The sequence below is a fragment of the Streptomyces sp. NPDC002209 genome (assembly GCF_042890265.1).
In the GTDB taxonomy this organism is placed as follows: domain Bacteria; phylum Actinomycetota; class Actinomycetes; order Streptomycetales; family Streptomycetaceae; genus Streptomyces.
The window spans coordinates 210,903-233,733 of record NZ_JBIARX010000007.1 but is presented as its reverse complement, the minus strand read 5'-3'; the positions used below and the strand labels follow the sequence as shown (position 1 = coordinate 233,733).

At 70.4% G+C, this 22,831-nt stretch carries 23 protein-coding genes; 2 read left to right on the top strand and 21 right to left on the bottom strand.

What is annotated here, in order from left to right:
* Positions 1 to 19: 19 nt before the first annotated feature.
* From ACFYXK_RS17025 to ACFYXK_RS16925, 21 genes are all read right to left on the bottom strand, one after another.
* Positions 20 to 844, bottom strand: coding sequence for an FAD binding domain-containing protein (locus ACFYXK_RS17025; RefSeq protein WP_389411811.1), 825 nt, complete (start codon positions 842 to 844; stop codon positions 20 to 22).
* Complete coding sequence (locus ACFYXK_RS17020; protein ID WP_389411810.1) at positions 841 to 3,246, bottom strand: xanthine dehydrogenase family protein molybdopterin-binding subunit; 2,406 nt, start codon at positions 3,244 to 3,246, stop codon at positions 841 to 843. The genes ACFYXK_RS17025 and ACFYXK_RS17020 overlap by 4 nt, the downstream gene beginning before the upstream one ends.
* Positions 3,247 to 3,251: 5 nt before the next feature.
* A complete protein-coding gene (locus tag ACFYXK_RS17015) occupies positions 3,252 to 3,794 on the bottom strand; it encodes a (2Fe-2S)-binding protein (protein WP_389411809.1) in 543 nt (180 codons plus the stop codon).
* A gap of 2 nt (positions 3,795 to 3,796) precedes the next feature.
* Positions 3,797 to 4,549: an NADPH-dependent F420 reductase gene (locus tag ACFYXK_RS17010; RefSeq protein ID WP_389411808.1), complete on the bottom strand. Its 753-nt coding sequence runs from the start codon at positions 4,547 to 4,549 to the stop codon at positions 3,797 to 3,799.
* A complete protein-coding gene (locus tag ACFYXK_RS17005; protein ID WP_389411807.1) occupies positions 4,486 to 5,970 on the bottom strand; it encodes an aldehyde dehydrogenase family protein in 1,485 nt (494 codons plus the stop codon). The genes ACFYXK_RS17010 and ACFYXK_RS17005 overlap by 64 nt, the downstream gene beginning before the upstream one ends.
* Positions 5,971 to 6,002: 32 nt before the next feature.
* A complete protein-coding gene (locus tag ACFYXK_RS17000) occupies positions 6,003 to 6,743 on the bottom strand; it encodes a type 1 glutamine amidotransferase domain-containing protein (RefSeq protein WP_383512027.1) in 741 nt (246 codons plus the stop codon).
* 71 nt (positions 6,744 to 6,814) lie between these two features.
* Positions 6,815 to 7,558 carry a MinD/ParA family protein gene (locus ACFYXK_RS16995; protein WP_389411806.1) on the bottom strand — a complete coding sequence of 248 codons (744 nt, stop codon included), beginning with the start codon at positions 7,556 to 7,558 and terminating at the stop codon, positions 6,815 to 6,817.
* The gene (locus ACFYXK_RS16990; protein ID WP_383512029.1) at positions 7,558 to 8,823 is read right to left on the bottom strand and encodes a PP2C family protein-serine/threonine phosphatase; all 1,266 of its coding nucleotides are present in this window, start codon (positions 8,821 to 8,823) and stop codon (positions 7,558 to 7,560) included. The genes ACFYXK_RS16995 and ACFYXK_RS16990 overlap by 1 nt, the downstream gene beginning before the upstream one ends.
* The gene (locus ACFYXK_RS16985; RefSeq protein ID WP_389411805.1) at positions 8,805 to 9,269 is read right to left on the bottom strand and encodes an ATP-binding protein; all 465 of its coding nucleotides are present in this window, start codon (positions 9,267 to 9,269) and stop codon (positions 8,805 to 8,807) included. Before ACFYXK_RS16985 ends, ACFYXK_RS16990 begins: the two co-directional genes overlap by 19 nt.
* A gap of 5 nt (positions 9,270 to 9,274) precedes the next feature.
* Positions 9,275 to 9,586: an STAS domain-containing protein gene (locus ACFYXK_RS16980; RefSeq protein ID WP_266668944.1), complete on the bottom strand. Its 312-nt coding sequence runs from the start codon at positions 9,584 to 9,586 to the stop codon at positions 9,275 to 9,277.
* Positions 9,587 to 9,638: 52 nt separating this feature from the next.
* On the bottom strand, positions 9,639 to 11,774 hold the full coding sequence (gene glgX / locus ACFYXK_RS16975) for a glycogen debranching protein GlgX (RefSeq protein ID WP_389411804.1): 2,136 nt from the start codon (positions 11,772 to 11,774) through the stop codon (positions 9,639 to 9,641).
* Positions 11,771 to 12,127, bottom strand: a complete 357-nt coding sequence (locus ACFYXK_RS16970) for an STAS domain-containing protein (protein ID WP_383512032.1) — start codon at positions 12,125 to 12,127, stop codon at positions 11,771 to 11,773. Before ACFYXK_RS16970 ends, glgX begins: the two co-directional genes overlap by 4 nt.
* Before the next feature lie 37 nt (positions 12,128 to 12,164).
* Positions 12,165 to 13,994, bottom strand: coding sequence for an AGE family epimerase/isomerase (locus tag ACFYXK_RS16965; RefSeq protein ID WP_383512033.1), 1,830 nt, complete (start codon positions 13,992 to 13,994; stop codon positions 12,165 to 12,167).
* 1 nt (position 13,995) lies between these two features.
* A complete protein-coding gene (locus tag ACFYXK_RS16960) occupies positions 13,996 to 14,427 on the bottom strand; it encodes a VOC family protein (protein WP_389411803.1) in 432 nt (143 codons plus the stop codon).
* A complete protein-coding gene (locus ACFYXK_RS16955) occupies positions 14,427 to 15,038 on the bottom strand; it encodes a DJ-1/PfpI family protein (RefSeq protein WP_389411802.1) in 612 nt (203 codons plus the stop codon). The genes ACFYXK_RS16960 and ACFYXK_RS16955 overlap by 1 nt, the downstream gene beginning before the upstream one ends.
* On the bottom strand, positions 15,031 to 16,650 hold the full coding sequence (locus tag ACFYXK_RS16950; RefSeq protein ID WP_389411801.1) for a GMC family oxidoreductase: 1,620 nt from the start codon (positions 16,648 to 16,650) through the stop codon (positions 15,031 to 15,033). The genes ACFYXK_RS16955 and ACFYXK_RS16950 overlap by 8 nt, the downstream gene beginning before the upstream one ends.
* A 13-nt stretch (positions 16,651 to 16,663) precedes the next feature.
* Entirely contained in the window at positions 16,664 to 17,044 is a 381-nt protein-coding gene (locus tag ACFYXK_RS16945) for a nuclear transport factor 2 family protein (protein ID WP_266631133.1), read from the bottom strand.
* Between the two features lie 13 nt (positions 17,045 to 17,057).
* Positions 17,058 to 17,513: a nuclear transport factor 2 family protein gene (locus ACFYXK_RS16940; RefSeq protein ID WP_030298780.1), complete on the bottom strand. Its 456-nt coding sequence runs from the start codon at positions 17,511 to 17,513 to the stop codon at positions 17,058 to 17,060.
* A gap of 29 nt (positions 17,514 to 17,542) precedes the next feature.
* A complete protein-coding gene (locus ACFYXK_RS16935; RefSeq protein ID WP_389411800.1) occupies positions 17,543 to 17,974 on the bottom strand; it encodes a nuclear transport factor 2 family protein in 432 nt (143 codons plus the stop codon).
* Between the two features lie 53 nt (positions 17,975 to 18,027).
* On the bottom strand, positions 18,028 to 19,671 hold the full coding sequence (locus tag ACFYXK_RS16930; protein WP_389411799.1) for a thiamine pyrophosphate-binding protein: 1,644 nt from the start codon (positions 19,669 to 19,671) through the stop codon (positions 18,028 to 18,030).
* A 30-nt stretch (positions 19,672 to 19,701) separates the two neighbouring features.
* Positions 19,702 to 20,526 carry a type 1 glutamine amidotransferase domain-containing protein gene (locus ACFYXK_RS16925; protein ID WP_389411798.1) on the bottom strand — a complete coding sequence of 275 codons (825 nt, stop codon included), beginning with the start codon at positions 20,524 to 20,526 and terminating at the stop codon, positions 19,702 to 19,704.
* Between the two features lie 267 nt (positions 20,527 to 20,793).
* On the opposite strand from ACFYXK_RS16925, the gene ACFYXK_RS16920 reads away from it, so the two are divergent.
* The gene (locus tag ACFYXK_RS16920) at positions 20,794 to 21,066 is read left to right on the top strand and encodes a UBP-type zinc finger domain-containing protein (protein ID WP_389411797.1); all 273 of its coding nucleotides are present in this window, start codon (positions 20,794 to 20,796) and stop codon (positions 21,064 to 21,066) included.
* The gene (locus tag ACFYXK_RS16915) at positions 21,063 to 22,784 is read left to right on the top strand and encodes an FAD-dependent oxidoreductase (protein ID WP_389411796.1); all 1,722 of its coding nucleotides are present in this window, start codon (positions 21,063 to 21,065) and stop codon (positions 22,782 to 22,784) included. Before ACFYXK_RS16920 ends, ACFYXK_RS16915 begins: the two co-directional genes overlap by 4 nt.
* Positions 22,785 to 22,831 lie beyond the last annotated feature (47 nt).

Below are 22,831 nucleotides of genomic sequence, written 5' to 3'. Positions count from 1 at the left end.
ACTCCCCGTGGTGGGCGGTTCAGGCGAGGGCCTGGTCTGCCCTCTGCAGCGCGCGGGCGGTGAGCACCCCCGCGAGGTGGCCGAGGTACTCGGCCGAGGTGCCGCGCCCGGGGACGAACAGCTCCCTGGGCTCGGCGCGGAAGGCCGCGAGCACGGCCTCCGTCGTGTACGGGCCCCCGCGCAGCCGGTCCTCGACCCCGCGCAGCCGCAGCGGGCGGGCGGTGGCCCCGGTGACCGCGATGCGCGGCCCGTCGGGGGTGATCCGTACGGCGGTGGCGCAGACCGGGTAGCGGGTGGCCCGGTCGGCGGTCTTCTCGAAGGCGCCGGCCCGCCCGGCGGCGGGCAGCAGCAGTGCGGTGACCACGGCCCCGGCCGGCACCCCGGAAGCGGTGAACTCCTCGGCGGTCACGGTCGACCGCCCGCCGGGTCCGGCCAGTTCGACCCGGGCGTCCGCGGCGATGGCCGCGACCGGCAGGTCGGTGGCGCGCCCGCTGGCGGCGAGGTTCCCGCCGGCGGTGCCGAGGTTGCGGACCTGGGGGTCCCCGTTGGCCCGGGCGGCGGCCGCCACCTCCGGGACCTCGGCGAGGACGGCCGGGTGCGCGGCGAGCTCGGCGAGCGTGGTGAGCGCGCCGATCCGGATCCCGTCGGCGGTCCGCTCGATGCCGCGGAGCTCCTCGAGGTGGCGTACGTCGACGAGGAGCCGGGCGGTGTCCTCCCCGGTGCGCAGCCCGGGCAGCAGGCTCTGGCCGCCGGCCAGCACCCGGGCGCCCCGGGTGGCGGACAGCAGGGTCAGCGCCTCGGCGAGGCCGGCGGGCCGTACGTAGTCGAACTCGGTGAGGATCACTGGGCTTCTCCTCGCAGGCGGCGCCAGACCTTCTCGGGGGTGAGCGGCATGTCGATGTGCTGCACGCCCAGGTCGGACAGGGCGTCGACGACCGCGTTGACGACGGCCGCGGCGGGCGGCACGGTGGCGATCTCGCCGGCGCCCTTGGCGCCCAGCGGGTTGTGCGGGCTGGGCGTGGTGGTCTTGTCGAGGGTGAAGAACGGCACGTCCGCGGCGCGCGGCAGGGCGTACGTGGTCAGGTCGGCACTGATGAGCAGGCCCTGTTCGTCGTAGACGGCGGCCTCCATCAGCGCCTGGCCGAGGCCGTGCGTGATGCTGCCCTCGATCTGGCCGAGGACGATCTTCGGGTTGCCGATGTTGCCGGCGTCGTCGACCGCGGTGTACGCCACCACCTCGGTCTCGCCCGTGAGTTCGTCGACCTCGACGACCGCGACGTGCGTGCCGAAGGGGTAGTTGAAGTCCGGCGGGTCGAAGTGGCTGGTCTCGTCGAGGGCCGGCTCGATCTCCGGCGGCAGCCCCCAGCCGTACCACATGGCCATCGCCAGCTCGGCGAACGTCTTGGTGTTCTCCTCGTTGCCCTCTTCGTAGACCTTGCCGCCCTCGTAGACGACCTTCTCCTCAGGGACGCCCAGGAACACGGCCCCGGCCTTGACCAGCTTGGCCTTGATCTTCCGGGCGGTGATGGCGACGGCGGGCGCGGCCATGCTGTAGGAGCGCGAGCCGTACGTGCCCTGCCCGTACGGGGCCTTGAGCGTGTCCCCCTCGTACACCTGGACCAGGGACGGGTCGATGCCGAGCTCGTCGGCGGCGACCTGCGCGAAGACCGTGTGGTGGCTCTGGCCGGTGGAGGCGGAGCCGACGGTGACGGTGACCTCGCCGGTCGGGTGGACGCGGATGTTCGCGCTCTCCCAGGTGCCGCCGAGCATGCCCTCCTTGGACATCCGGGTGGAGGGGCCGACGCCGCAGATGGCCACGTAGGTGGCCAGGCCCACGCCGAGCCGCTTGCCGCGGGTGCGGGCCTCGGCCTTGCGGGCGGGCATGTCGGCGTAGCCCGACAGCTCCATCGCCTTGTCGAAGTTCAGCTGGTAGTCCCCGGAGTCGTACGTCCAGCCGAGGCCGTTGTCGTACGGGAACTTCTCCTTCGGCACCAGGTTCATGCGCCGGACGGCCGCCGGGTCCATGCCGATCTCGGAGGCGTAGCGGTCGACGAGCCGCTCCATCAGGAAGGCGGCCTCGGCGCGCCCGCTGCCGCGCTGGGCGCCGAGCGAGACGGTGTTGGTGAAGGCTGCGTAGACCTCGCAGAAGGCGGCGGGGATGTCGTACATGCCGCTGATGGAGCGGCCCATCAGGGCGGTGGCCACACCGGGGCCGATGGTGGAGGGGTACGCGCCGAGGTTGGCGTAGCTGGTTGCGCGCAGGCCGGTGATGCGGCCGTCGCGGGTGCCGGCGAGCACCACGTGCTGGCGGTGGTCGCGGCCCTGGACGGTGGAGTTCATCAGGCCGGTGCGGGTGTCCACCCACTTCACGGGCCGGCCGAGCGCCTTGGAGAGCAGCAGGACCAGCGCCATGTCGGGGTAGAGGTAGCCCTTGGTGCCGAAGCTGCCGCCGACGGTCGGGGCGATCACCCGGAGCTTGTTGAACGGGATGCCGAGGACCAGGGCGGCGAGCAGGAAGCGGTGGTTGTGCGGGCCCTGCGTGGACGCGTAGAGCGTGTACTCGTCGGTGGCGGCGTTGTAGTCGCCGACCGCGCCGCGGGGCTCGATGGGGCTGTTGATGGTGCGCTGGTTCACCAGGTCGAGCTCGACGGTGACCTCGGCCTCGGCGATGGCCGCGTCGGTGCGGTCCTTGTCGCCGCAGGTCCAGTACGCGTTCAGGTTGCCCGGTACGGCCTCGTGCAGCTGGGGCGCGCCCTCGGCGAGTGCCTCGTCGGCCCGGGTGACCACGGTCAGCGGCTCGTACTCGACGGCGATGGCGGCCAGCGCGGCCGCGGCCTGGCGCGGGGTCTCGGCGACGACCACGGCGATCGGGTCGCCGACGTGCCGGACGGTGTCGCCGGTCAGGACCGGGCGGGCGCCGGGAAGTCCGTAGGGGTGGGGCGGGAAGTGGCTCTCGACCCCGCCGGGGATCCAGATGCACGGCAGCGGCATCACGTCGGTGAAGTCGGCGGCGGTGGCCACCTTCAGCACGCCGGGCATCTGCTCGGCGGCCTTGGTCTCGATGGAGAGGATCTTCGCGTGGGCCACCGGGCTGCCGAGGATCGCCATGTGGGCGGTGCCCGGGAGGTCGATGTCGGCCACGTACTTCGCCTCGCCGCGCAGCAGCTGCGGATCCTCGCGGCTGTCCAGCGGCTGTCCGAGCACGCCCGAACCCTGGAGGGGGGCCTCCCCCGTCACTGCGGTCATCTCCCTCACACCTCCTTGCCGGACGCCGAAGCCGGGGCGGACGCGGCCGACGCGGAGACGGCGGCGCCCTCGGTGAGCTCCTCGGGGATCTCGGCCCGGGCGGCGGAGCAGGCGCGCTGCACGCCCCGCACGACGCTGTGGTAGCCGGTGCAGCGGCACAGGTTGCCGGTGAGCCACTCGCGGATCTCGGGCTCGGTGGGCGCCTCGCGGTCGGCGGTGTTCTCGACGAGCTCGCCGAGGGCCATCACCATGCCGGGGGTGCAGAACCCGCACTGGGTGCCGTGCTCCTGGCGCAGGGCCTCCTGGAGGCCGGTGAGTTCGCCGCCCCGCTCGGTGACGCCCTCGATGGTGGTCACCCGGGAGCCGGCCGCCGACGCGGTGAGGATCAGGCAGCTCTTGACGGACCGGCCGTCGAGCCGGACGACGCAGGTACCGCACTGGCCGGTGTCGCAGCCGACCTTGGTGCCGGTCAGCCCGAGGCCGTCGCGGAGCCGTTCCACCAGCAGTTCGTTCGGCTCGGCCGAGAACTGCTCGGGTCTTCCGTTCACGTTCAGTGAGATATCCATGCCAGCGCCTGCGCTTCCGTGAGCGGCCGGTTGAAAAGGGGCCCGCCGGGCTGCTGGAGAATTCCTCCGGAGTGCAGCGAGCCGGTGTCGACGGGTGCGAATCCCAGATCCGTGATGATTCCCGCGACGATTTCCTTCGCCTTCTCGTCGTCGCCCGCCGTGAAATGGGCCAGGCGTTCGCCCCCCGCTGTGCTCCCCCTGGACTTCGTCCGGGAGGTGCCCCCAGCGACGGCGAGAGTCTCGAAATGCATGGTGTTCAGGGATTTCACGACGCGGGCGCCCGGATACCACTCGGCGACCAGTTCGCTGGAACTGCGGTCGCCCAGATCCGCGGGTGCGCCCGCGCCGCCGAACGCGTTCGTGGCGTCCACCAGCACCTTGTCCTGTACGGCCGCGGGCGGCAGGAGCCCGCGGATGCTCGCGTACGGCACCATCAGCACCAGCAGTTCGGCCTGGTCGGCGACCTCGGCGGGGTGCGCCGCCGAGGCCGTCGGGCCCAGTTCGGCCAGTAAGGGGCCGATGGATCGGGGGCCGCGGGCATTGGCCAGTAAGACCTCGTGCCCGGCCGCCACCAGGATCCGCGCGAGGGTGGAACCGATCCGCCCGGTGCCGATGATGCCTGTGCGCATTGCCGCTCCTACTCGGTCGGTCGCTCGTTCAGTCGGTGGGTCGCTCAGTCCATGCCGATCCAGACCGACTTGGTCTGGGTGTAGCTCTCGAGGGATTCCGGTCCGCACTCGCGCCCGTATCCGGAGGCCTTGTAGCCGCCGTACGGCACGGAGGGGTCGTACTGGTTGTAGCAATTCACCCAGACCGTGCCGGCTTTGATCTGCGAGGCCACCCGGTGGGCGCGCCGCAGGTCCTTGGTGTGGACGCCGGCGGCGAGGCCGTACGCGCTGTCGTTGGCGATCCGGATGGCGTCTTCCTCGGTGTCGAAGGGGATGATCGACAGGACCGGCCCGAAGATCTCCTCCTGGGCGATCCGCATGCCGTTGTCGACGCCGGTGAAGATGGTCGGCAGGAAGTACAGGCCCTGGCTGGAGGCTCCCTCGGGGGTCCAGCCGGTGCCGCCGGTGCGCAGCAGGGCGCCTTCCTTCTCGCCGACCTCGATGTACGAGCTGACCTTGTCGAACTGGCCGCGGTGGGCCAGCGGCCCGAACAGCGTCTCCGGGTCGCGCGGGTCCCCGGGCTTCAGGGCGGCGGCGCGCCGGACCAGGCGCTCGACCAGCTCGTCGTGGATGGGGCGCTGGAGCAGCAGCCGGGAGCCGGCGGTGCAGATCTCGCCCTTGTTGTAGTAGATGCCGAAGAAGGCGAGCTCTTCGGCGGCGTCGAGGTCGGCGTCGGCGAAGACGATGTTGGCGGACTTGCCGCCGAGCTCCATCGTCACCTTCTTCAGGGTGCCCGCCGCCTTGCGGATGATCGTCTGGCCGACCGAGGTGGAGCCGGTGAAGGCGATCTTGTCGATGTCGGGGTGGCCGGTGAGGGTCTCGCCCAGTTCCACGCCCGGACCGGTGATGACGTTCAGCACGCCGTCCGGGATCTCCGCCTCCTGGAAGAGTTCGGCGATCTTCAGCGCGGTGAGCGGGGTGGCCGGGGAGGGCTTGTGGACGACCGTGTTGCCCGCCGCCAGGGCCGGTGCGATCTTCGTCATCGACAGCAGCAGCGGGAAGTTGAACGGGGTGATCGCGCAGACCACGCCCAGCGGCTCGCGCAGGGTGTACGCGAGCTGCCCGCCGGCGGGGGCCCGCGAGGAGCCGTCGACGCGGGTCACCGCGCCGGCGTAGTAGTGCATGAGCTGGGCGGCCATGGGGGCGTCGACCGTGCTGGAGAAGGCGAACGGCTTGCCCATGTCCACCGTCTCCAGCAGGGCGATCTCCTCCAGGTCGCGCTCGATGAGCTCACCGACCCGGTTCAGCCTCAGCGCGCGTTCCTGGGCGGACAGTCTGCTCCAGGGACCTTCCTCGTACGCCTGGCGGGCGGCCGCCACGGCCGCGTCCGCGTCGGCGGCGGTGGCCTGGGCCACCGGTACGATCTCCTGTCCGTCCACGGGGCTGATGTCCGGCTCGGTACGGCCGTCCTGGGCCGAGACCCATGTGCCGCCGATGAACAGCTTCCCGGGGTTGGCCAAGGGCTGGTCGCTGAGCGCGCGCTTGGTCATGGCTGCCTTCCGGTGTCGGATGCGGGGGCTTTCTATCCCTTGGCGAGCTGTGTCAGGAACGTCTCGGCAAGGGCCTTGGAGGAGTACGGGTTCTGGCCGGTGGTGAGCTTGCGGTCCACGACCACGTGCGAGTCCCAGATCGCCTCGGCCTTCTCGTAGCGCGCGCCGAGCCGGGTGAGCTCGGCCTCGAGGATCAGCGGGAGCCGGCCGGCCATGTTGGTGACCATCTCCTCGCTGTGCGAGAACGCGGTCATCCGGTAGCCCTCGAAGGGCCAGTGCCCCTCGCCGTCGCGCAGGGCGAGCAGCGAGGTGTGGCCGTGGCAGACGGTGGCGAGGGGCTTGTCCGCGGCGATGGCCCACCGCAGGATCTGGGCGAGCTCGTCGGACTTGGGCAGGTCCCCGATCGCGCCGTGGCCGCCGCTCACGTAGATGCCGTCGTAGTCGGCGATGTCCTTCTCGGTGAGGGACTCCACTGCGAGCGGGTTCTTGAGCTGGGGGGTGTTCTCGATGACTCTGACGTACTCGGCGGCGTTGGCCGCGTCCTCGTCCGGTGAGCCCTGGGGGCGGACCCACTGGAGGAACTGGGGGTCGATGCTGGTCTGGTCGACCGTGGGGGCCTGGCCCCCGATCGTCGCCACGTCCACGGTGTGGCCTGCGGCCTTGAAGAGGGTGTAGGGAACGACGAATTCCTCGGCCCAGAATCCCGAGGGGTGCTGTTCCCCGTCCAACAGATGGAGGGTTGCCTTGGCCGTCATGACGACGAGAATCTTCATGACTTCTCTCCTTGTTCTGGAATCGCTGCCGATTCAACACGCCCCCCGCAGGGGGCGTAAGGGGGGGAGCGTCAGGCGCGCGATACTTCGTGAGGTGCGTCCAACGCGGAGATGATGGTGCGGAATTCACCGACCAGGGGGTGGTCGGGATGGGCTTCGGCGAATATGCGTTCACCGCACAGGGCGGCCATTTCCGGCACATACGGAAGGATTCCGGCCAGGGGGGCGCCGTACACCTCCTCGCACCGCCGGCGGACCGTTTCACCGTCGATGCCCGCGGGGGCCATGCTCATGACCAAAGCCCGCCGGCAGGGCAGCCGCCCGGCCAGGGCGATGGTCTCCTCGACTCCCGAGAGGTCGATCCGGTCGGCCCGGGCCATGATCATCAGTACGTCGGCGCTCGCCATGGCGGTCACCGACTCGTTGTTGAGCCCGGCGTGCGTGTCGAGCAGCAGCACGTCGAGCGCGTAGTGCTCGGCCAGCCGGTCGAAGCCCTCCGGCAGCAGCCCCACGTCGTAGCCGCTCGTCATGAGCTCGCGCAGCGCCGCCGTCCCGGTCCGGGCCGGTACGACGTACAGCCCGGGCACTGCGACCCGCTGGGCCGTGGCCTCGATCTCGCAGCGCCCGAGCAGGTAGTCGGCCAGGGAGGGGCCCGGGCCGAGCCGGAAGAGCAGGTCCAGGGTGGGCGACTGGATGTCCGTGTCGACCACCCCCACCCGGCGCCCCTCGCCCGCGATGAGCAGGGCGAGGTTCGCCAGTACCGAGGACTTCCCGGTGCCGCCGCGGTGCGAGTGCACCACGATGGTCCGGGTCATCAGGCCACCGCCGTGCGGGCTGCCGCAGGCCGGTCCGCGTGCGGCCCCCGCGCCGCACGTGGCCGGTGCAGGGCCAGCATGGTGACATCGTCGTGCTGTTCGGCCGTGCCCGTGTGCTCCCGTACGGCGGTGTCCATCCGGTCGACCACCTCCCTGCCGCTCACCCGAGGGCCGGCGAGCAGCTCCAGCATCCGCTCGTCACCGAGGAAGCTGCCGGCCGGACAGCGGGCCTCGGGCACTCCGTCGGTGAACACGAAGAGGGTGTCACCGGGGTTCAGCTGGGCGTAGCCGAGCGTGTACACGCAGTCCGGCAGCACCCCGACGGCCGGCCCGGTGACCTCCAGGGCGAGCGGGTCACCACCCTCGGCGCGCAGCAGCAGCGGCGCGTTGTGGCCCCCGTTGATGTACACGAGGCTGCCGGTCAGCGGGTCGAGCACACCGAAGAACAGGGTGGCGAAGTAGCCCTGTCTCAGATGGTTGCGGGTCAGGTAGCCGTTGGTGGCGGTGACCGCATTGAGCAGCGGTGTCGCGCCGACCACCGGGATGCGCCGGCTTCCGCCGGCCCGTCCGGCGGCCACCAGGTGCTGCAGTCCGCTGTTCTCCGCGGTGTGCCGCAGCAGCGAGCGGATGAGCGCCATGAACAGCGCGGCGCCGACCCCCTTGTCGCACACGTCGGCGACGACGAAGGCGAGGCGGCGGCCGCGGGAGATCTCGAAGACGTCGTAGAAGTCCCCGGCGACCTGCCGGGCGGGCCGGAACCGGACGTCGATCTCCCAGCCTTCGGGGACCGGCAGCGATTCGGGCAGGAAACCGGCCTGGATCTCCCGGCCGATCTCCAACTCCTTCTCGTATCCCATGAGTTCGGCGCGGGCGTCGGCTTCGCGCAGGGTGCGGCCGAGTCCGGCGCGCTCCGAGCAGCTGTGCAGCCTGGCCCCGACGAGGGCGGGCAGGAAGGGGGGTACGAGGTAGTCGTGGCCGAGCCGGACGTGCTCCTCCAGGGCGGCGAACTCCGTCACCGTCCAGACGACCACGATGGGGGCTCCGCCCCAGCGGCGCAGCCGCCGTACCGCGAGGCGCACCGACTCCCCGTCGGCCTCGGCCGGGGCGAGCAGCACGTCGGCGGCGGGCAGCCCCTCCAGCGGGCCGGTGCGAAGCTCCGCCAGGGTGCGGGCGACGAGTTCCGCGTCCATCGACCGCAGCGCGTCGAGCAGCTCGGGCGGAGGCGGCGGGTACTCGTCGAGGATGATCACGGTCGTGGAGGGCATGGGTCCGTCCCCTCAGCCTTCACAGTCAGCGTGCTGATGTTGCGGCCGTCCCTGCGTACGTAGCTGAATTCGTCCACGCTGGTCAGCGCCAGGTGGATGCCGAGTCCGCCGACCCGCCGCCGCTCGGGGGGAACCCCGGGGGCGGGGGGCAGGCGGCCCTCGACGGGGTCGAAGGCCGGTGCGGAGTCCGTGATGGAGATCTGCACCCGGCCGGGACCGGAGCGGCCGCGGACGGTGATCCGCCCGTCGCCGCCCCGGTACCCGTGCATCACGATGTTCGTGGCCAGCTCGTCCACGGCCAGCCGGATCCGGTACGCGGCGCCCTTGTCCAGCGCCGCCCGGCCGGCCAGCCGCAGGACGAACGAGGCGATGTCGCCCAGTGCCCCCACGGTGGCGGGCACCTCCAGTTCCGCGGGCGTCCTCGCCAGTTCGACCATGTCACTCATGCGATTCACTCATCGGAGAGCACGATGCTGCGGTCCAGCCCGGCGGTCCGGATGGTCCGGGACACGGGCTCGATCGCGCCGACCACCTTGATGGTCACGTGGTCCGCCACCTTCTGCTGGGCGAAGACCAGGGACCGCAGTCCGGCACTGGCCATGTAGCCGACACCGGCCATCCTGATCTCGACCGTGCCGGTGCCGTGCCCGGCGGCCTTCTCGATGGTCTGGTGGAAGTCCGGCGCGGTCTTGGCGTCCAGCTCGCCCGCCAGCTCGATCACGGTGGTGTCGCCCTCGATGCTCAGGGACACGGAAAGCGGCATGTGAGGTCTCCTTCGGCCGTACGGTAGGAGCGTTGGGTCAGGGCTGGGGCGGCTAGAGCTCGGGATCGGGCGTCCGGCCGACCAGGATCACGACCGAGCGCGGACCGATCAGGTACTTCCCGGCGTTCTCCAGCTCGGGCTCGCCGCCCGGGGTGCGGATGTCGTGCGGGGCCTCGGCCCCGGTGTCCGCGAACAGGTGCCAGCTGCGCCCGTGCGGCAGCGCGGGCAGCTCGAGGTCGTGCGGCTCCCAGTGCGAGTTCATGGCCACGTACACCACGTCGTCGTCCCCGATGCCGCAGCGGGCCACCGCCAGCAGCCGGCTGTCCGCGGACCAGTCGGGCTGCCAGGCCCGCTCGCCGTGCCAGCTGATGTCGGGCAGTCCGAGGCTTTCGCGGACCTGGCCGGTGGGGTGGGAGGTGGAGCGCAGTTCGCGGTGCTGCCCGCGGAAGGCGATCATCTCCCGGGTGAACCGGAGCAGTTCGGCGTTGTCGTCGACCTGGCTCCAGTCGAACCAGGACAGCTCGTTGTCCTGGCAGTACGTGTTGTTGTTGCCCTGCTGGGTGCGGGCGACCTCGTCGCCCGACAGCAGCATCGGGATGCCCTGGCTGGTGAAGAGGATGGCCAGGGCGTTCTTCATCTGCCGCAGCCGCAGCCGGTTGACCTCGGGGTCGTCGGTCGGCCCTTCGGCCCCGCAGTTCCAGCTGTTGTTGTCGTTGGCCCCGTCGTTGTTGCCCTCGCCGTTCGCCTCGTTGTGCTTGTCGTTGTACGAGACGAGGTCGGCCAGGGTGAAACCGTCGTGGGCGGTGAGGAAGTTGACCGAGGCGGACGTGCCCCGGCTGGAGTACAGGTCGGGCGAGCCGGCGATCCGGGTGGCCAGCTCCCCGGTCACCCCGGGATCGCCCTTGAGGAAGCTGCGCACGGTGTCGCGGTACTTCCCGTTCCACTCCGCCCAGCGCCCGTACGCCGGGAAGTTGCCGACCTCGTAGAGGCCGCCGGCGTCCCAGGCCTCGGCGATGAGCTTGGTGTGCCGCAGGACGGGGTCGTAGGCGAGCAGCTCCAGCAGCGGCGGGTTGGGCAGCGGAGTGCCGTCCAGGGCCCGGCCGAGGATGGCCGCGAGGTCGAAGCGGAAGCCGTCGATGTGGTAGTCGGCGACCCAGTGGCGCAGGCAGTCGAGCACGAAGTTGCGCACGACGGGGTGGTTGCAGTTGACCGTGTTGCCCGTGCCGCTGAAGTTGAAGTAGTACCCCTCCGGCGTGAGCATGTAGTACGTGGCGTTGTCGAGCCCCTTGAAGGAGATCGTCGGGCCCTGCTCGTTGCCCTCGGCGGTGTGGTTGAAGACGACGTCGAGGATGACCTCGATGCCGGCCGCGTGCAGGTCCTTGATCAGGGTGCGGAACTCGTCGCCCTGCATCCCGTAGCGTCCGGTGGCCGCGTAGCCGGCCTTGGGCGCGAAGAACGAGACGGTGTTGTAGCCCCAGTAGTCGAAGAGGTGCTCGCCCGTCTCCGGGTTGGAGCGCATGTTGTCGCTCTCGTCGAACTCGAACACCGGGAGCAGCTCGATGCAGTTGATCCCGAGCTCCTTCAGGTACGGGATCTTCTCCCGCAGCCCCGCGAAGGTGCCGGGAGCGGTGACCTGCGAGGAGGGGTGCCGGGTGAAGCCGCGCACGTGGGTCTCGTACACGACGAGGTCCTCGGCGGGGAGCCGCAGCGGCGTGTCGTCGCCCCAGTCGAAGTCCTGGAGGCAGACGCGCGAGCGGTACTGGTAGCCGCGGCTGCGGTCCGGCTCCACGCCCCACACGTCGCGGCCGGCGATCAGCCGGGCGTACGGGTCGGAGAGGACCTGCCGGGCGTCGAAGCGGTGGCCGGTGACCGGGTCGTAGGGGCCGTCGGCCCGGTACCCGTACTCGATGTTCTCGTGGTCGAGGCCGAAGACCGTCATGGCGAAGACGCTGCCGGTGCGGAACTCCTCGGGGAATTCCAGCTCGGCCATCGGCTCGGGCTCTCCGCGCTTGAAGATGACCAGGGTCATGGAGGTCGCCTGGTCGGAGAAGACGGAGAAACTGACCCCGCCGGGGACCACGTTGGCCCCGAACGGGAACGGCTTGCCCGCGCGGACGCGGTACCCGCCCACTTCGTGGGTCGGGTACGCGTCGACGCGCAGGACCTGCTCGGACTGGGCCTCGGTCATCGCGCGACCGCGCTCTTCAGCGTCGACTTGGACTGCGCGGCCGCCGCCTCGCCGGTCTCGAAGAAGTCGAGGAAGCCGGTGGCCGACATGACGAACCGGACTTCCTCGCTCACCCCGTACAGGGTGACCGCGACCCCGGCGTGCTGGGCCTCGCGGTAGACGACGAGCAGGGTGCGCAGGCCCGCGCTGGACACGTACGTGACGGCCGTGAGGTCGATGCGCAGCGGCCGGCCCTCGCGGACCAGCGGCAGCAGGGCCTGCAGCAGCTGTCCGGAGGTCTCGCTGTTGATCTCGCCGGTGGCGACGAGGACGGTACCGCCCTTGTTGCGGCGTTCCTTGACGTTCAGAGACATTGCTTTCCCCTCTTGTCGGGGCGCCCCCCGTTGAGCGCTATGAAGTCACCGGGCGCAGCCGGACCTTGACCTTGACCCGCCCCTGGACGTCGGGCAGCCGGACGGTGAGGCCGTCGGCGTCGAAGTCCCGGTACGGCTTCTCGTCGATCTCGACGGACGCGATCTGCACCGAGCCCGCGGGCAGCAGGTCGGGCGAGACGCGCAGCACGCGGTCGGGCAGGTTGGTCGGGTCGGGCTTGAAGTGGAAGTCCATTTCCCGCCCGTTGATGAGCAGGTTGTTGTAGACGGCGGACAGGTAGCAGAGCTCCGCCGAGTGGTACATGGACATCGAGTGGCTGCCCTTGAGCCGCTCCGTGCCGAGCAGGTACGGCGTACCGCTGGCGAGCACGTTGAAGTAGACGGCTCCCTCGTCGTGGTCGAGGAAGAACGTGTTGTAGAAGGCCTCCGCCTGCCGGGCCTCGCGCAGGAAGGCGTCGCCGCCGACCGTGCCCTTCAGGATGAGGTAGGCGAGGATCGCCTGCTCCTGCTGCCACCAGGCCTTGCGGTCGTGCCAGGCGAAACGATACGTCTCCTGGCCGTCCTTGCTGACGGACTTGACGCGCTCCACGACGTCGTACCACCCGCCGCGCTGCACGTCGCTGCCGACGGCCGGCATGATCTCGCCGATCTTCTTGGCGAGCTCCTCGTACGCCGGCTTGGCCTTCAGCGAGTTCATCCGCATCAGGTTCCAGGCGATCTTCAGGTTGTGCCCGACGACCGCGCGGTTCTGCTGCCAGCTGTGCGCGGTGTCGTGCGACCAGTCGCGGAAGAAGCGCTCCTGGACGAACGGGCTGTTCTTGTAGTCCGGGAACTTGTCCGCGATGGTGTCGAAGGTGTACTCGAGGAAGTCGGCGTACTTCTGCTCGCCGGTCGCCAGGTACAGGTTGATGAGGTACGCGGGCGCGTGGTCGCCGACCGAGTTCCAGTTCTTGCGCTCGGCGTTCTCGCCGAGCGACTCGTGGTCCGCGCTGAACAGGATCGGGTCGATGTGCGAGTAGTAGCCGCCCTGCTCGCGGTCCAGGAAGAACTTGTCGAACAGCCGGATGGTGGCGTCCGCGTCGTTCTTGATCCGGATGTCACCGGTGACGCGGTACGTCTGGATCGGGCCGGCCAGCGCGTAGATCTGCTCGTACATCGGGATCGCGTCGTAGTCGTCGGAGAACTCCGAGGTGAACAGCTTGCGCTCGCTGTCCCCGTCGACGCTGATGCCGTGGTACCAGAAGACCACGTCCTCCTCGCTGTCCACGACCCGCATGTGCTTGCGCAGGTACTCGGTGCCGCGCTCGGCGACCTCCAGGTACTCGTCCTTGCCGGTCAGCAGGTAGGCCGAGGCCATGCCGTAGACCAGGCGGGAGATCGTGTCGGTCTCCTGGACGTGGCTGGCGGTCTTGTCGCCGCCGAGCCGGATCTCGGTGCGGTACTCGGTGAAGTCCACCGGGCCCTCGCCGAACTGCGCCCGCTTGTAGAAGTCGGCCAGCGACTCGATCTGCTTGACCCACCAGCTGGCCTCCTCGAACCGGTAGTCCTCGGCGCCGCGGCCCAGGAACACCAGGCGCTTCGCCTCGAAGCGGCCCCCGTGCTCCGGGTAGTGGACGCCGTAGACGAAGAGGAACCGGCCCGGCGAGAGCATCTCGTCGATGTGCCCGGAGGCGTCGATGTACGGCTCGTCCAGGTTGCGGACCAGCTCGGCACTCGGGTCCCCGGCGAGGGAGACGTCGAACTCGCGGCCGTCCGAGGTCTTCAGCCGCAGCAGGCGGGACTCGGAGTCGAAGCGGCCGACGTAGCCCGCGATGGTGTCGGAGAAGGAGAAGCTCACGGCGTCCGCCATGTCATGCACCGTCCTTGTCGTGTGAGCGGTCGTCCTCGAATCCCTGACTGACCTCGACGATCACCCCGTCGGGATCGCGGACCCACACGGTCCGCCAGCCGCAGATGAAGTCGTCGAAGTCCAGCGGGCCCAGGGTCACCTCGGCCGCGTCGCCCAGCTCGGCCAGGAACGCGTCCACGCTGTCGGTCTGAAAGGCCAGGTGGCGCATCCGGCCCGGGGCCTGCGGCCCGTCGTCCTGCGCAGGCCGGGCCGCGGCGGCTCCGGCCGCGAAGAGCTCCAGGTACGCGTCCCCGCGGCGCAGGAACACGATCTGTGCCTCCCCGAGATCGACCACCCTGGCCCGGGTGAAGCCGAAGTACCGGGTGTAGAACTCCTCGGTGGTCTTCTGGTCCGTGCAGTTCAGGCCCACGTGCGACCAGACCATCCCGGCCATCAGGCGGCCCCCCGGCCCCGCCCCGCCGCGATCAGCTCGATGATCCGGCGGGCGAACAGGTGGTGGTGGGCGCCGGTGCGGCCGGTGACCAGGTCACCGTCGACCACCACGTCCTCGTCGACGTACTCGCCGCCCATGTTCCGGACGTCGCCGATGAGGTTGTTGTGGCAGACCACCTTGCGGCCGCGCACCTTGCCGGGGATCGAGGAGGCCAGCCACATGCCGTGGCAGATGATCCCCTTGAGGACCGTCGGCTCCTCGAAGGCCCGGCGCAGCAGCTCGGTCGCCGGCGCGAGGACGTCGACGTCCTCGGTGTAGCGCAGCCGGTCGGCCACCATGCCCGAGGGCACGATGATCGCCGCGTACCGGCGCAGCTCCTCGTCGCTCAGCCCCTCCAGGGACTTGTCGGCGGTGAACGGCGCCCGGTACTCGTGCCCGGAGAAGGTGATGGAGTCGTTGCCCCACAGCCGGGTCAGGAAGTCGACCTCGGCGCCCTCCTCCGCGAACCGGCGGCTGTAGTAGAAGATCTCCGGCTCGTAGAAGTCGCTCTCGACCAGGACCGCGATCCGGGTCCCGGACAGCGCGCCCTCGCGCAGGACCGCATCAGGCACGGGACACCCCCTTCAGGAAGTCCGCCGCGCGCTCGGCGATCATCGCGATGGCGGTGTGGCAGTTGCCCGACGGGACCGCGGGCATCACGCTCGCGTCGACGACGCGCAGGTTGCGTACGCCGTGGACCCGCAGCTCGGGGTCGACGACCGAGAGGTCGTCGATGCCCATGCGGCAGGAGCCGGCCTGGTGGTGGTAGCTCTCCGACTTCTGCTTCGCGAAGGTCCGCAGGTCCTCGTCGGAGCCGTAGCCGGGACCGGGCTGCAGCTCCTGCTTGTACCAGGGCGAGAAGGCCGAGGTCGCGAAGATCTCCCGGGCCAGCTTGATGCCCTGCACCATCCGCTCCAGGTCCCACCGGTCGCCCAGGTAGTTCGGGTTGATCAGCGGGTGGGCCAGCGGGTCGGCGCTCGCGAGCCTGATCCAGCCGCGCGAGACGGGCCGTACGACACCGGGCAGGATGCTCACCGTGTTCGGGTGGTCCTTGCCGACGATCACGTCGAACGGCACGTGGACGAAGGCGATCTGCAGGTCGGGCGCGGGCAGACCGGGCCGGGACGAGAGGAACAGAGCGCTCTCCGACAGGTTCTGCGCCGGCGGCGGGAGTTCCTGGGTGACCTCGGCCATCAGCCCGGTCAGGACGTGGTTGTGGAAGTTCTCGCCGACCCCGGGCAGGGCCGCCGTCACCGCGATGCCGTGCTCGCGCAGCTGCTCGGGGTTCCCGATGCCGGAGAGCAGCAGCAGCTTCGGGGACTCGATCGCCCCGGCCGCCACGATCACCTCCCGGCGGGCCCGTACGGTGTGCGGCCCGGGCTCGGCGGTGGCGCTGTGGCCGTCGCGCACGGTCCGGCCGGGGAACCCGGCGGGCGGTGCGAGCTGCACGTACTCGACGCCGGTGCAGGTGTCGCCGTCGAAGAGCAGCCGGGTGCTCTGGGCGCTGGTGCGCAGCGTCAGGTTGGACCGCTCCAGCGCCGGCTCCAGATAGGCGGCGAGGGTGCCCTGGCGGCGCCCGTCGGCCACGTCGATGTGGTGCCAGCCGGTGCCGAACAGGCCGCGCCGGGGCCCGTCGGTGTTGAAGTCGGCGATCTCCTGGTGGCCGAGTTCGACGGCCGCGTCGATGAAGGCGCGGGAGACCGGGTTGGGGCCGTGCTGCCCGGCGTTGGTGATGCGCTGCGGGCCGCGGGTGCCGGTGGTGGGCGCGGTGACGTCCTCCTGGCCCTCCAGGAGGGCGAAGTACGGCAGGACGTCCTCGTAGCCCCAGCCGGCGGCGCCCTGGTAGGCCCAGTTGTCGAAGTCCGAGGCGTGGCCCCGGATGTGCATCATGATGTACAGGTTGCTGCTGCCGCCGGGGGCCTTGCCGCGCGGTTCGTACGTACGGCGGCCGTCGAGCCCGGGCTGCGGGACGCTGGTGTAGCCCCAGTCCACGGGCCCGCCGAGCAGCTTGTACCAGGAGGACGGGTCGTCCACCTCGGGCGGGATCCGGTTACCGCCCGCCTCCAGGACCAGGACGGAGACGTCCGGGTCCTCGGAGAGCCGGTTCGCGAGGACGCTGCCCGCGGTGCCGGATCCCACGATGACGTAGTCGTACTCTTCTCTCTCGCTCTCGGCGATCGCCACGAGTCGGCCCCCCTCAGCCCTGGCTCAGCACCTGGAAGGGGACGGTGTCGTGGTAGTTCGCCATGTAGGCGATCTTTCCGTCCACGATCCGGAAGAAGTTCATGACCTCGGCCTCGATCGCCTCGCCTGAGGCGCTGACGGCGCTGAGGTGGGAGACGGCCGCGGCCTTCTCCCCGTCGACGAGGAAGTGCACGGGCTCGTTCCGGAAGACCCGGTACATCGTCCCCATGCCCTTCATCATCGAGCGCAGGACCTCCAGGCCCTCGATGTGTCCGGCGAGCTGCTCGTCCATGACCTGGTCGTCGGCGAACAGGTCGCACCAGCGGTCCCAGTCCCCGGCGTTGGCGTACTCGTAGTACTTCTCAAGGATCTGTCGTGCGTCCACAGCGCTCATCGCGCTCCTCCCCCTATCGGTCCCGGCGGGTTCCGTCGGGCGCGAACGGCGCCCAGAACTGGCTGAAGGCGGTCGCCGAGTCCCCGAAGAGCCCGTCGCGGCCCTCGACGATCCGGCCGTCGCGCCACCGCATGAAGTGGAAGACCGGGTAGTCCATCCGCTCGTACGGGGATCGGCTCCCCTGGTCCGCGCCGTCGCGCAGGGCGACGTTGCGGCAGACGTCGGCGCTGCAGTCCTCGCCGACGAGGACGGACTGGATGTCCATGCGGAAGGTGCCGCCCGTGAGCTTGTGCGTCTGCCCCATCAGCTCCAGGAAGGCGTCCAGGCTCTCGTACCAGCCGGCCAGCGGGTGGTTGCCCGGCACCAGCCAGCGCAGGTCCTCGGAGTAGTACTCGAGGATGCGGGCCCGGTCGCCGGAGCCGAGAGCGGCGTAGGCCGCCTCGACCCGCTCCCGTGTCACTTCGGTCATCGTCGCTCCTCCTTCGCCGGCGCCCGTGCTCAGAGCGAGCCGGAACCGGGCATCGGGGCCAGGTCGTTGACGGTGTACTGCTTGATCAGCGGTCCGTCGGAACCGGCCACGACCGTCCAGGTCTGGTCGGCGTCGAAGCCGATCCACTGGCTGCGGGCGCCCGGCGGGTCCCAGATCTTGGCCTGCCAGTTGACGAGGACCCGGACGATCGCCCGGTCACCCTCGATGACGGGCTCCACCTTGGTGACGGTGTGGACCTCGTCGAAGAAGCGGTTCGTGACCGCCGCGTACCAGCGGCCGAAGCCCTGGTGTCCGAGGAAGGTGTCCTCGGGGACCTTGAACTCCAGGTCCTCGGTGATGAGGGGGAGCACCTGGTCCAGCGGAAGGTGCTGGTCCAGGGCCACGTACCAGTTCTCCGCAAAGGTGCGGATCGCTTCCTCGGTCAGCCGCTCGGCGGGCATGCGGTCTCCTCCTGTCCGTGGTGGTGTGCTGTGCGGTGGTGCGCAGCGGTGCGTCAGATCTGTACGTCGACGAGGAAGGGACCGGGGTGGTCGAGCATCCGGGCGACGGCGGCGACCGCCTCGTCCGGCTTCTCCACCCGCATCCCCTCGGCGCCGAGCGCCCGTGCCAGCCCGGCGAAGTCGATCTCGGGGTGGGACAGGTCGAAGGAGCCCGGGAAGCCGTGCTCCGGGATGTCCCGCTCCCGCCAGTACTGGGCGATGTTGTCGTCGAGCAGCCGGTACTTGCGGTTGTTGCAGACCACGAACTTGGCGTCGATGCCGTGCCGGACCGCGGTCCACAGCGCCTGGTACGTGTACATCGACCCGCCGTCGCCCGCGAAGCCGACGACGAGGCGGTCCGGACGGGCCAGCTTGGCCCCGACCGCCCCCGGGAAGCCCACGCCGAGCGACCCGCCCCGGGTGAGGTGGTAGTCGCCCGGCCGCTCCGGAGGCAGGTACCGGGTGACCAGCGGGGAGGTGGTCAGCGCCTCGTCGAAGACGATCAGGTCCCCGCCGGTGCGCTCGGCCAGGGTCCGCAGGAAGACGGCCATCGGCGTGCCGTCCTGCTCGGTCTCCCCCGACCGGGCGGCCAGCGCCCGCTCGCGGGTGCGGTCGTCGAGCCGGGCGGCCGCGGCCGCCCGCCGCTGCGGGGTCAGCAGGCGTTCGAGTACGCCGGCCAGCGCGCGCAGCGCCTGCCGGGGATCGGCTGCCAGGCCCAGGTCCACCGGGTGGTTCTTGGCGATCTCGTACGCGTTCAGGTCGATGTGGACGACCTTCGCGCCGGCCCGGAAGGGGCTCTCCAGCTCGGGGAACACCTCCGGGAAGACGTAGGTGCCGACGATCAGCACTCCGTCCGCGCCGGCGACGAGCTCCTTGCTGTGCGGGCCGAACATGTGGCCCGTCTGGCCGCGGCGCAGCGGGTGCGAGGCCGCGATGTTCACCTCGGACGAGTCCACCTCGTACACGTCGGCGCCCAGCAGCTCGGCGACGGCGGCCAGTTCGCGCTGGGCGCCGGAGAGCGAGACCCCGTCGCCCACGAGGACCACGGGCCGCTCCGCGGAGGCGAGCAGCTCGGCCGCCCGCCCCACCGAGGCGGGTGAGGGCGCCACGTCCGTGAGGGGCACCGCGGCGGGCAGGACGGGCTCCGAGTTCAGCTCGTCCAGCACGTCCATCGGCAGCGCCACGAACACGGGGCCGCGCGGCGGGGTCAGGGCGATCTTGACCGCCCGGCGGATGGTGCGCAGTACGGAGTGCCGGTCGGTGACCCGGGTCGCGTACTTCGTCACCGGCTTCGCCATCGCCACCAGGTCGGACGCCATCTGCGCGTCCATGGCGTCGTAGCGGACCCCGGCGTCGCCGGCGACCACGACGAGCGGGGTGTGGCCGCGCAGCGACTGGTACAGCATCCCGATGCCGTTGCCCAGCCCCACTCCGGAGTGCAGCTGGAGCAGGGCCGCGCCGCCGGTGGCCCGGGCGTAGCCGTCGGCGATGCCGGCGGCCACGGTCTCCTGGAGGGCGAGGACGTAGTGGAAGTCCTCCGCCGCGTCCACCGCGTCGAGGAATCCCTGTTCCACCGTCCCCGGATTTCCGAACATCACATTCAGGCCGTCGGCCTTGAACTGCTCGATCAGCCTTTCCCGTCCGGGAGTGGCTACCATGAATTCCCCCTCATTCTCACGGTTTCCGGATCACCACCCGTAGCGGGTGAGGCCTTCCTCCAGGACTTCCACGATCTTCTGCCCCGTGAGATACGAGTCGGGGGTGGAACGGCCGGTCACGAACGGGTAGTCGACAATCACCGAGAGCGGGTGACCGAAGTTCCCGTGGTACGCCCCGCGCGGGCCGGTCGCGTCGCGCAGGATGTACTCCAGCGGGTACGGCGGCGGGCCCATGTTGAAGTCGGTACCGAGGAATCCGGTGCCGTCCTTGTAGTCGTACTCCTTGCAGTGGCCGGTGACGTGCTTGCCCCAGATGATGCTCTTGCGGTCGCCCCAGTCCCGGGCGAAGGCCAGGCAGGCCACGCCGTAGCACTCGGCCGCCACGACCTTGCCGGCCTTCTGGAAGGCCAGGATCAGGGCGTGCACGCGCTCGTTGTTGGCGAGGTCGACGATGGGCCCGCTGCCGCCGACGATGAGGACCGCGTCGTAGCCGGCGATGTCGGCCTCGAGCTTGTCCAGATCCCGGTGGTACTGCTCGAGCTTGCGCAGATAGCCCTCGTCACTCGTGTACGGCCGCTCGGGGACCCACGCCTCGATGTCGAGCGGCGAGTCCAGCCGGCTCGACTGCTCGAACTCCCGGCCCAGCCGGGCGTTCTCCTCGGTGGTGACCGAGCGTCCCAGCGGAGGATCGATGAAGTTCGCGTCGAGGCTCGGCGGAAGAGCGTGCGCACGCTTTCCCGTCGGCGTGGCGAATACGACTTCGTAGCCCTGCTCATCGAACTTCGATACGGGGCCTATCAGTTCTTCGGCCCAGTAACCGTGTTCGGAGACAATGACCAGAATCTTTCTGCTCACGGATTCCTCCAGGCGCCGCCTGTTGTCGTTGGCGTGACCCACACTGCTTGCGCCCGGGGCCTGCGTCAAAGCGCCCGTACGCGACTTCGTGAGGTAGGAAGGCAGGTCGCACGGGCACCTCAGGTAGTCGCTTCCGGAGGTCATGAAGTAGCCGCGGGACTTCCTGACTTCGGCCGAATCAGTGAACCATTACGGGGGCACCGACCTATGGTCTGGACGCTCCGTGAATCACGGGTGCGTGAAGGACCGAGGAGAGGGACGGGGACGATGACGACGGACCTGTTGTGCACACACATCGATCAGATACGTCCGGTGAAGCCAGGCACCGAGGGCTGCGAGGAGTGCCTCGCCCTCGGCGACACCTGGGTGCACCTGAGGATGTGCCTCAGCTGCGGGCACGTCGGATGCTGCGACTCCTCCAAGAACCGCCACGCCACCAAGCACTACCGCAGGAGCGAGCACCCCATCGCCGCGTCGCACGAACCCGGTGAGACCTGGGCCTGGTGCTACGCCGACAAGCTGATGCTGGACGCGGCATGAGCGCGGCCCCGGAGAGCGCCACCGCCCACGCCACGGCGGCCGCGGCCGAGCGCGCGGAGAGCAGGAAGCCCGTCATCCTGGCCGTGGACGACGATCCCCAGGTGCTGCGGGCCGTACGCCGCGACCTGCGCAGCGCCTACGGCGACCGCTACCGGGTGCTCGGCGCCTCCTCCGCCGCCGACGCCCTCAAGATCCTGGACTCCCTCGACGAGCGCGGCCACGACCCGGCGCTGTTCCTCGTGGACCAGCGGATGCCCGACGTGACCGGCGTCGAGTTCCTCCTCGAGGCCGTCAGCCGCTTCCCCGACGCCCGCCGGGTGCTGCTCACGGCGTACGCGGAGACGGACGCGGCGATCACCGCCATCAACCGGGTCCGGCTGGACTACTACCTGCTCAAGCCGTGGGACCCGCCGCACGAACGGCTCTTCCCGGTCCTGGACGACCTGCTCTCGGACTGGCTGGCCACCTACCGCCCCGCGTACGACGGCATCATCGTCGCCGGACACCTCGTCTCCCCCGGCACCCACGCCGTCCGGGACTTCTTCACCCGCAACGGCCAGCCGTTCCGCTTCCTCAACGTCGAGCGCGACCCCGAAGCCCTGACCCTGATCGCCGCCCAGCCCGATGCGGCGCTCCCCCTCGTCCGCTTCCCGGACGGGACGGTCCTCTCCGCGCCCTCCGACACCGAGCTCGCCCGGCGGCTGGGGCTGGCCACCACCGCCTCCCGCCCGCACTACGAGTGCGTCATCGTCGGCGCGGGACCGGCGGGCCTGGCGGCCGGCGTGTACGCGGCCTCGGAGGGCCTCTCGACGCTGATGCTGGACTCCCGCGCCCCGGGCGGCCAGGCCGGCACCTCCAGCCTGATCGAGAACTACCTCGGCTTCCCCTCGGGCCTCTCCGGCGGCGACCTGACCCGCCGCGCCACCATCCAGGCCTCCCGCTTCGGCGCCGAGATCCTGCACCCGGTGGAGGTGGTCTCGCTGACCCGGGACGACCCGGCGAAGATCCTGACGCTGGCCGACGGAACGGAGATCAGCGCCGAGACGGTGCTGCTGGCCACGGGGGTCTCGTACAACCGCCTGGAGGCCCCCGGCGCGGACCGCTTCGAGGGCGCCGGGCTCTACTACGGCGCGGCCACCACCGAGAGCTCGGCGTGCATCTCCCAGCACGTGTTCATCGTGGGCGGCGCGAACTCGGCCGGCCAGGCTGCGGTGCACTTCGCCAAGTACGCGGCCAGGGTGACCATCCTGGTCCGCGCCGAGTCCCTGGACGCGAGCATGTCCCGCTACCTGATCGACGAGATCGACCGCACCCCGAACATCGAGGTCAAGGTCCGTACGACGGTGGTCCGGCTGGACGGCGACGAGCACCTGGAGAAGCTGACGCTCCACGACTCGACGACGGGCGAGGACACGCAGGTCCCGGCCCGCTTCATGTTCACCTTCATCGGCGCCCGCCCGCACACCGACTGGCTGTCGGGCGTGGTCGAACGCGACGAGTACGGCTTCGTGCTCACCGGGTCGGACCTGATCGCGAACGGCGGGGAACTCCCGGCGGAGTGGAGCCTGGAGCGCGCCCCGTACCCGCTCGAGACCAGCGTCCCGGGCGTCTTCGCGGCCGGCGACGTCCGGGCACACTCGGTCAAGCGCGTGGCGTCGGGCGTGGGCGAGGGAGCCATGGCGGTCTCGCTGATCCACCGCTACCGCTCTATGGGCTGAGGGCGCTGGGCTGAGAGCGAACGCGAATCGCTTGCGATCAAGCGGCC

Coding starts and splice junctions, on each gene's coding strand:
- ACFYXK_RS16980 (WP_266668944.1), bottom strand. CDS start 9,586: ATGCCGCTTTCCGTGTCCCTGAGCATCGAGGGCGACACCACCGTGATC.
- ACFYXK_RS16945 (WP_266631133.1), bottom strand. CDS start 17,044: ATGAGCGCTGTGGACGCACGACAGATCCTTGAGAAGTACTACGAGTAC.
- ACFYXK_RS17005 (WP_389411807.1), bottom strand. CDS start 5,970: ATGACCAAGCGCGCGCTCAGCGACCAGCCCTTGGCCAACCCCGGGAAG.
- ACFYXK_RS16915 (WP_389411796.1), top strand. CDS start 21,063: ATGAGCGCGGCCCCGGAGAGCGCCACCGCCCACGCCACGGCGGCCGCG.
- ACFYXK_RS16990 (WP_383512029.1), bottom strand. CDS start 8,823: ATGCCCTCCACGACCGTGATCATCCTCGACGAGTACCCGCCGCCTCCG.
- ACFYXK_RS16960 (WP_389411803.1), bottom strand. CDS start 14,427: ATGGCCGGGATGGTCTGGTCGCACGTGGGCCTGAACTGCACGGACCAG.
- ACFYXK_RS16935 (WP_389411800.1), bottom strand. CDS start 17,974: ATGCCCGCCGAGCGGCTGACCGAGGAAGCGATCCGCACCTTTGCGGAG.
- ACFYXK_RS17000 (WP_383512027.1), bottom strand. CDS start 6,743: ATGAAGATTCTCGTCGTCATGACGGCCAAGGCAACCCTCCATCTGTTG.
- ACFYXK_RS16970 (WP_383512032.1), bottom strand. CDS start 12,127: ATGTCTCTGAACGTCAAGGAACGCCGCAACAAGGGCGGTACCGTCCTC.
- ACFYXK_RS16995 (WP_389411806.1), bottom strand. CDS start 7,558: ATGACCCGGACCATCGTGGTGCACTCGCACCGCGGCGGCACCGGGAAG.
- glgX (WP_389411804.1), bottom strand. CDS start 11,774: ATGACCGAGGCCCAGTCCGAGCAGGTCCTGCGCGTCGACGCGTACCCG.
- ACFYXK_RS16940 (WP_030298780.1), bottom strand. CDS start 17,513: ATGACCGAAGTGACACGGGAGCGGGTCGAGGCGGCCTACGCCGCTCTC.
- ACFYXK_RS16920 (WP_389411797.1), top strand. CDS start 20,794: ATGACGACGGACCTGTTGTGCACACACATCGATCAGATACGTCCGGTG.
- ACFYXK_RS16985 (WP_389411805.1), bottom strand. CDS start 9,269: ATGAGTGACATGGTCGAACTGGCGAGGACGCCCGCGGAACTGGAGGTG.
- ACFYXK_RS16965 (WP_383512033.1), bottom strand. CDS start 13,994: ATGGCGGACGCCGTGAGCTTCTCCTTCTCCGACACCATCGCGGGCTAC.
- ACFYXK_RS16930 (WP_389411799.1), bottom strand. CDS start 19,671: ATGGTAGCCACTCCCGGACGGGAAAGGCTGATCGAGCAGTTCAAGGCC.
- ACFYXK_RS17020 (WP_389411810.1), bottom strand. CDS start 3,246: ATGACCGCAGTGACGGGGGAGGCCCCCCTCCAGGGTTCGGGCGTGCTC.